The organism is Streptomyces calidiresistens (assembly GCF_014141525.1).
Classification (GTDB): domain Bacteria; phylum Actinomycetota; class Actinomycetes; order Streptomycetales; family Streptomycetaceae; genus Streptomyces; species Streptomyces calidiresistens.
Genome location: NZ_VKHS01000235.1, coordinates 1 through 6,792 on the forward strand (window position 1 = coordinate 1; position 6,792 = coordinate 6,792).

General features: G+C 74.7%; 2 protein-coding genes. One reads left to right on the forward strand and one right to left on the reverse strand.

Annotated features, from left to right (window positions below):
- Positions 1-3,728, reverse strand: a 3,728-nt coding sequence (locus FOE67_RS11960; protein ID WP_323384787.1) for a S41 family peptidase, incomplete at its 3' end; no start/stop codon positions are given.
- Between the two features lie 658 nt (positions 3,729-4,386).
- Between FOE67_RS11960 and FOE67_RS11965 the strand changes: the two genes are divergently transcribed.
- Entirely contained in the window at positions 4,387-6,666 is a 2,280-nt protein-coding gene (locus FOE67_RS11965; RefSeq protein WP_182663403.1) for an MMPL family transporter, read from the forward strand.
- Positions 6,667-6,792: the final 126 nt, after the last annotated feature.

A 6,792-nucleotide genomic window follows, 5' to 3' on the forward strand; every position in this document is an offset into this window, starting at 1 on the left:
CCCGCCGTCCCGGGCGCCCCCGTCCCCCCGGAGCCGCTCCCGCCGCGCGGGGGCAGCGGGGGCCGTCGCCGGTCGGGTATCCGCTCGTACCCCGGCGGGGAGTGCGCCGGCCGTCGCTCCAGCAGCTCCAGCGCCAGCCGCACCGCCTTCTCCAGCACCGTCGGCCGCTCGTCGGCCCACTCCAGGGGTGAGCGGACCGCCTCCACGTCCGGTTCCACCCCGTGGTTCTCCACGTTCCACCCCAGGGCGTCGAACCAGGCGGCGTTCATCGGCACCGTGATCACCGTGCCGTCCACCAGCCGGTGGCGGCCGGTCATCCCCACCACCCCGCCCCAGGTCCGGGTGCCCACCACCGGCCCCAGCCCCAGCAGCCGGAAGGCGGCGGTGATCATGTCGCCGTCCGAGGAGGTGGCCTCGTTGGCGAGCGCCACCACCGGGCCGCGCGGCGCGTCGGAGGGGTAGCTCACCGGCTGGGCGTTCCGGGTCAGGTCCCAGCCCAGGATCGTCCGGGTGAGCTTCTCCACCACCAGTTCGCTGATGTGCCCGCCGGCGTTGCCCCGCACGTCCACCACCAGGGCCTGCCGGGAGAACTCCATCCGCAGGTCCCGGGTGAACTGCGCCCATCCCGAACCGCCCATGTCGGGGATGTGGACGTAGCCGCAGCGCCCCCCGCTCAACTCGTGCACCGTCCGCCGGCGGCGCGCCACCCAGTCCTGGTACCGCAGCGGCCGGTCGTCCAGCAGCGGCACCACCGCCACCCGCCGGTACCGTCCCGACCGCGAGCCCTCCTCGCCCCCGGCCGCCGTGTCCGTGTCCGGGTCCCGGAAGGACAGCTCGACGGTCGAGCCCCCGGTCCCGGCCAGCAGCGGCCACGGGCCGGTCACCGGATCCACCGGCCGGCCGTTCACCCGGGCCAGCACCGCCCCCTCCCGCACGCCGGTGCCCGCCAGCGGCGACCGCGCCCGCGAGTCGGAGGAGTCACCCGGCAGGATGCGGGCCACCCGCCACCCACCGGCACCGTCCGCCTCGATGTCGGCGCCCAGCAGACCCTGGGGCCGCCGGTAGTGCACCGGCCCCTCGTCGGGCCGGGCGGGGGTGACGTACGCGTGCGAGGTGCCCAGTTCGCCCAGCGTCTCCCGCAGCACGTCGGCGAACTCGTCCGGGGTGGCCACCCGTTCCAGCAGCGGCCGGTAGCGCTTGAGCTCGGCGGTCCAGTCGATCCCGCACATGCCCGGCTCCCAGAACAGGTCCCGCACCAGGCGCCCGGCCTCGTCGAACGCCTGCCGCCACTCCGCCGGCGGGTCGGTCCACTGCACGATCCGCCGCACGTCCAGCCAGACGGTGGAGTCCGCGTCGGCGGTCTCGGTCGCGGGCACCGCCCGCAACTCCTCGTCCTCGCACACCACCAGGCGGGTGCCGTCCCCGCTGACCTCGAACCAGTCCACCTCGCCGGTCAGGTCGGTGCTGCGCCCCCGGGCGGGGTCGAAGTGCACCAGGGTCGGCTTGCCCGAGGTGCGGTTGGGGTCGGCGAAGGTCTCGCCCAGCGCGCCGGAGATCGGCCACCGCAGCCAGACCAGGCCGCCGCCGGCGACCGGCCGCAGCGAGGAGTACTTGGAGGCCGTCACCGGGAACGGCGTCACCCGCGAGGCCAGCCCCTCCGCCTCCACCGACACCGCCCCCTCCTCGCCACCGACCCCCGCGTCGGCCGGATCCAGCCCGCCGGCCGCCGGCCGTCCCTCGGGGGTGAGGGCGAACGGCGAGGGCGTGGCCGAGGACAGCGGCACCAGGTGGGGCCGGCAGCCCAGCGGGAAGGACAGGTCCCCGGTGTGCACGTCGTACACCGGGTCGAAGCCGCGCCAGGAGAGGAAGGCGAGGTAGCGGCCGTCCCGGGTGAAGACCGGTTCCTCGTCCTCGAACCGGCCGTCGGTGACGTCCAGGATCGTGCGGTCCCCGGGGGAGAGGCGGGCGATCTTGATGCGGCTCAGGGAGCGGCCCACGCCGGGGTGGGCCCAGGCCAGGTGGCCGGAGTCGGGGGAGAAGGCGAGGTCGCGGACGGGGCCGTTGACCGAGCGGATCAGCTCCAGCACCCCCGTTCCCGGCGCCGCATCGGCGCCGGGCGTGCCCTCCGGGCCGGGCGTGCCGTCCGCGCCCTCCGCGCCGGGGCCGCCGGTGGGTTCGGCGCTCCCCGTGGCGGTCTCCGGGCCGGGTTCCCCGCCCTCCCCGGCGCCCGGGCCGGTCCGGGCGGCTCCCGCCGCCTCCGCGTCCGCGCCCGCCTCCGGTCCGGAACCGTCCGGTGAGTCCTCGGCTCCCGGCCCGCCGGCCGCTTCCGAGCCCGGCCCGACCCCCGCTCCCCCCGGCTCCTCGGGTCCCTCGGGTCCCTCCGGCTCCTCGGGCTCCTCCGCCTCGTCGGGGATGGTCACCAGCAGCAACCGCCCGTCGTGCGAGGCCACCGCCACCGAACGGCCGTCCGGGGCCGCCACCAGTTCGCGCACCCGTCCCAGCCGGCCCGTCGCCAGCCGGATCGGCGGACGTTCGCCACCGGCACGGGGCAGCGCGGAGACCTCCAGCGCGTCCTCCCCGGCGGCGTCCGTCACCCATACGATCCGACCGGTGTCGCCGAGCATGACCGGCATCCGCACCCGGGCCCCCGGCGTCGCGGAGATCACCCGGGCCGGGCCGTCGCGGTGGGTCAGCCAGTGCAGGGAGCCCCGCACGCACACCGCCGAGGCCCGCCCGGTGGTGTCCACGGCGAGCGCGTCGATCGCGCCCGCCGTGCGCACCTGGCGCGGCCTGCGCCCCGGGCGCGGGCCGCCGAGGCGCAGCCGCAGCCGCAGCGGTCGGCTCTCGGGGGTCAGCTCCGGCACCAACCACAGGTCGCCACCGCAGTGGTAGATCACCCGGCGCCCGTCGGTGGCGGCGTGCCGGGCGTAGAAGGCGTCGTGATCGGTGTGCCGCCACAGCTCCGACCCGTCGGGACGGCAGGAGTACAGGTTGCCCACGCCCTCGTGGTCGGAGAGGAAGGCGATCCGGTCCCCGACCAGCATCGGGCAGTCCAGGTGGCCGCCACCCCGGGGGATCGGCAGCACCTCCCGGCCGTCCAACCACAGCCGGCCGGTGCCGCCGCCCCGGTACCGCTTCCAGGCGGCGGGCTCGTGCGGCGCCTTGCCGGTGAGCAGCAGGGTGCTGCGCCCCGCCTCCCCGGCCGTGCCGATCGGGCCCGTCGTGTCCGACGCGCCGGGTGCCGGGCCCGGCGCGCCGGCCGGAACGGGACCGACGGCGATGCCGCTCACCGGCCCCCACGGCAACTCCTCGCCCGGCCCGCCGCCCAGCGGTATCCGGTGGGCGCGGGTGAACCAGGAGAAGGGCTGCCCGTGCGAGGCGGTGGCCAGCACCCGGTCCCCGTCCCATCCCTGCACGGCGGTGTCCGGGGCGGCCCAGTGGGTGAGCCGGCGGGCCGGTCCGCCGTCCACGTCGGCGACGTACACCTCGGGGTCGTAGCTCAGTCCGGTGGTGAAGGCGATGTGCCGCCCGTCGGGGGAGAAGCGGGGGGTGCCGGGGCGGACGCGGTCCACGGTCAGGCGCCAGGCCCGGCCGGTGGTGAGCGTGCCGTCGCCGTCCCCGAGCCCGCTCGGCCCCGGGTCGGGAAGGGGCGCGATCCACAGGTCGTCCTCGGCGGTGAAGCAGATCAGCTCGCCGTGGAGGTGGGGGAAGCGGGGGTAGCCGCCGATCGCGGCGTCCCCGGTTTCCCTGTCGATGGGTGGTCCGGTCCGTTCGTCGATCACCCCTCCATGCTTCGGCGCGCCGGCCCGCCGGGCAACCCGTTCGGGGAAACGGTGCCGATGGGGCGGATGGGTGAACCCTCCGGACGGTTGGAGTGATACGGGTCACATTCCCGAAGAGGTGTCATCCCTTCCGCGGATACCGGCGTCTGTCCGGGCGCAAGGCGAGGGATTCGCTCCCCACGGATCCCCCGCGTGGTCCTCGCTCCCCGGCCCGGCTGCTCCCCTCGGAAACGGCACGGGCGTCCGGACCCCCGGCTCCTCCCCGCCGGACGGCACCCCCGGGTGCCCGTGGTGTCCGCGCCCGTGATGCGCCCCCGGCGCGTTCCGGTCTCCCCTTTCCGAGCCCCTGTGCTTCCGCCTTCCCGCGTCCCGTCCGGGCCGCCGGTGCGCCGCTTCGCGCCGCCGGCCCGGTACCGGGGCCGGAGGGTCACGCCCCCGAAACGGCTTTTTGTCGTCTTTGCCCCATTCATCTCGCTTCCATCTCGTTCATCCCGAGTCGTACCCGGCTTCGGCGTGAGCGGCCCCACCGGCCGCTCCCCGGAGCCCCCATCACCGTCCATCGACCATCACCGCCCCTCCGGGGCGAGCGGAGGAGAACACCCCCGTGGCCACGTTCCTTTATCGACTGGGCCGCGCCGCCTTCCGGCGTCGCGGCCGGGTCGTCCTCATCTGGCTGGCGGTACTGCTGGCCATCGGCGGAGTCGCCTCCACCGTCACCGGCGAGGTGGAGGAGGAGTTCGCCCTCCCCGGCACCGAGACCCAACAGGCGTTCGAACTGCTGGACGAGGCGTTTCCCGATTCCAGCGCCGAGGCCGTCACCTCCCGCGTCGTCTTCGGCGCCCCCGAGGGCGAGACCCTCTCCGACCCGGCCAACCGGGCCGTGATCGACGAGGTGTTGGGAATGCTGGACGGCGCCGACGGCGTCGTCGACATCGCCGACCCCTTCGAGCACGACACCATCAACGAGGACGAGACGGTCGCCTACGCCACCGTCGACTACAACGTCACCTGGGCGGACATCACCGCCGAGATGCGCGACCAACTGTTCGCCGCCCTGGACGCCGGCCGTGACGCCGGCCTCGTGGTCGAGGCGAGCGGCGAGGTCGCCTACGGCGAAGCCGACTTCGGACACGGCGAGATCATCGGTATCGCCGTCGCGGCGGTCGTCCTGTTGATCACCTTCGGCTCCATGATCGCTGCGGGCCTGCCACTGGTCACCGCCCTGCTCGGCGTCGGCATCGGCATGATGGGGATCGCCGCCCTCAGCGTCACGCTGGGACTCAGCGAGACCACCGGCATCCTCGCCATGATGATCGGCCTGGCGGTCGGCATCGACTACGCCCTGTTCATCGCCTCCCGTTACCGCTCCGAGCTGACCAAGGGCCTGGAGCCCGAGGAAGCCGCCGGCCGCGCCGTCGGCACCGCCGGCTCGGCGGTCGTCTTCGCCGGCCTGACCGTGATCATCGCCCTCGCCGGCCTGGCCGTGGTCAACGTCCCGATACTCACCCGCATGGGCATGGCAGCCGCCGCGACCGTCGCCGTGGCCGTCCTGGTCGCGCTGACCCTGGTGCCCGCCGCCCTCGGCTTCGTCGGCAAGCGCATCTTCGGCCGCCGGGTCCGGAAGGCCAACGCCGACCGGGGCGGCGTCCCGACCACCATCCCCGCCACCTTCTCCCGCTCCGGCCGGGAGAACTTCGGCAGCCGCTGGGCGCGCGGCGTGCTCCGCCGCCCGGTCCCCGTGCTGGCGGCCTGCGTCGCCCTGCTCGGCATCCTCGCGCTGCCCGTCACCGACATGCGCCTGGGCATGGGCGACGAGGGCACCCAGCCGGAGGAGACCACCCAGCGCCAGGCGTACGACATGCTCTCCGAGGGCTTCGGCCCCGGCTTCAACGGCCCGCTGCTGCTGGTCCTCGACGCCCGGGACGCCGACGACCCCGAGGCCGCCGCCGAGCGCGCCGCCGATCGCGTCTCGGAACTGGAGGGCGTGGTGGCGGTGACCCCCGCCACCTTCAACGAGGCCGGCGACATCGCCCGGATGGTCGCCTTCCCCTCCTCCGGACCCTCCGACCGGGAGACCGCCGACCTGGTCGCCGAACTGCGCGGCGAGGTCGCCCCCGTGGTGGCCGAGGAGACCGGTGCACAGGTGCTGGTCTCCGGCCAGACCGCCGTCGAGAGCGACTTCACCAAGGTCCTCGACGACGCCCTGGTGCCCTACCTGGCACTGGTGGTGGGCCTGGCGTTCGTGCTGCTGATGCTGGTCTTTCGCTCTCTCCTCGTCCCGCTGAAGGCCGCCCTCGGCTTCCTGCTGTCGGTGCTGGCCGCCCTGGGCGCCGTGGTCGCGGTCTTCCAGTGGGGCTGGGGAGCGAGTCTGCTCGGCGTCGCCGAGACCGGACCGATCGTCAGCATGATGCCGATCTTCCTCATCGGTGTGATCTTCGGCCTGGCCATGGACTACGAGGTCTTCCTCGTCACCCGGATGCGGGAGGCCTACGTCCACGGCGAGGACCCGCAGCAGGCGGTGGTCTCCGGCTTCGACCTCAACGCCCGGGTGGTCACGGCCGCCGCGATCATCATGATCAGCGTCTTCTTCGGCTTCATCACCGCCGGCGACATGATGGTCAAGGCGATCGGCTTCGGCCTCGCGATCGCGATCCTGCTGGACGCCTTCGTCGTCCGGATGACCCTGGTGCCCGCCGTGATGGGCCTGCTGGGACGGCGTGCCTGGTGGCTGCCGGCGTGGCTGGACCGGATCCTGCCCAACGTGGATGTGGAGGGCGCGAGCCTGGAGAAGCACCTGCGCGGCAGCGGCACCCCGACCGGTGCCCTCCCGCCCGGCGCCGGCGGACCCCCGGCGCCGGAGCGGGAGCCGGAGCCGGTCGGCTGAACCGGGACGGACCCGGCGCGGTGTGCGTCCCGCGCCGGGTCCGCCCCCGCCGGCGCGGGTCCGCGCGAACCCGTTGAGGTCCCCTCCTGTCTCTTATACACACCTGACGCTGCCGACGAAGCTGCA